Source organism: Enterobacter cloacae complex sp. 6730903, from assembly GCF_048283985.1.
GTDB lineage: Bacteria > Pseudomonadota > Gammaproteobacteria > Enterobacterales > Enterobacteriaceae > Enterobacter > Enterobacter hormaechei_C.
This window is the reverse complement of record NZ_JBLVXX010000151.1, coordinates 1-670: the sequence shown is the minus strand read 5'-3', so window position 1 is coordinate 670 and position 670 is coordinate 1. Positions and strand designations below refer to the sequence as shown.

1 protein-coding gene is annotated in these 670 nt (G+C 56.1%); it reads left to right on the top strand.

Annotation, left to right across the window (positions count from 1 at the left end):
• Positions 1-130 precede the first annotated feature (130 nt).
• On the top strand, positions 131-670 hold a 540-nt coding region (locus ACNQ0W_RS25295), incomplete at its 3' end, for a C40 family peptidase (RefSeq protein ID WP_417933304.1).

Genomic DNA, 670 nt, shown 5'->3' with positions numbered 1-670 from the left:
TGTATGTGGTGGTTGCTTCAGTGACTGCCGTAAACGATTTGGCGCCGGCCTGGCAGATCCTAACGCAGCAATTCTCGACTTTGGCGGCTTTCCGGCAACTGTTCTCTTCACCCGATAACCGGACATAGCAATGAATAAAACCATATTGGCAGCTATCCGTGCTCATGCGCTGGAGGAATCCCCGCGCGAGAGCTGCGGATTCGTTATTCAGTCTGGCCGTCGCCAGCGCTATATTCCTGTACCAAACACTCACGAGAATCCAACAGAGCATTTCCGCATCGATGGCGAGCATTGGGCGAACGCCGAAGATATCGGGACGATTGTGCGCGTCATCCACTCCCACACTGGCGACGGTGCCCGGCCTATTCCGTCAGATCTGGACCGCCAGCAGTGCAACAACTCCGGCGTGGTCTGGGGTATTTACGCTCCGGACAGCGATGAATACGCCGAGATAATGCCGGAGGCGGTGCCGCTTATTGGGCGTCCGTTTATCCTGGGCTCAAATGACTGCTGGGGACTGGTAATGGATTGGCATGCCACCCAAGGCGTGAAGCTTAACGATTTCCGCGTCGATTACCCATGGTGGGAAAGCCAGTACCCGGACAACCTGTATTTCGACAACTGGGAGCGGGAAGGGTTTGTCGAATGCGACCCGTCGCCAGGCTGTATG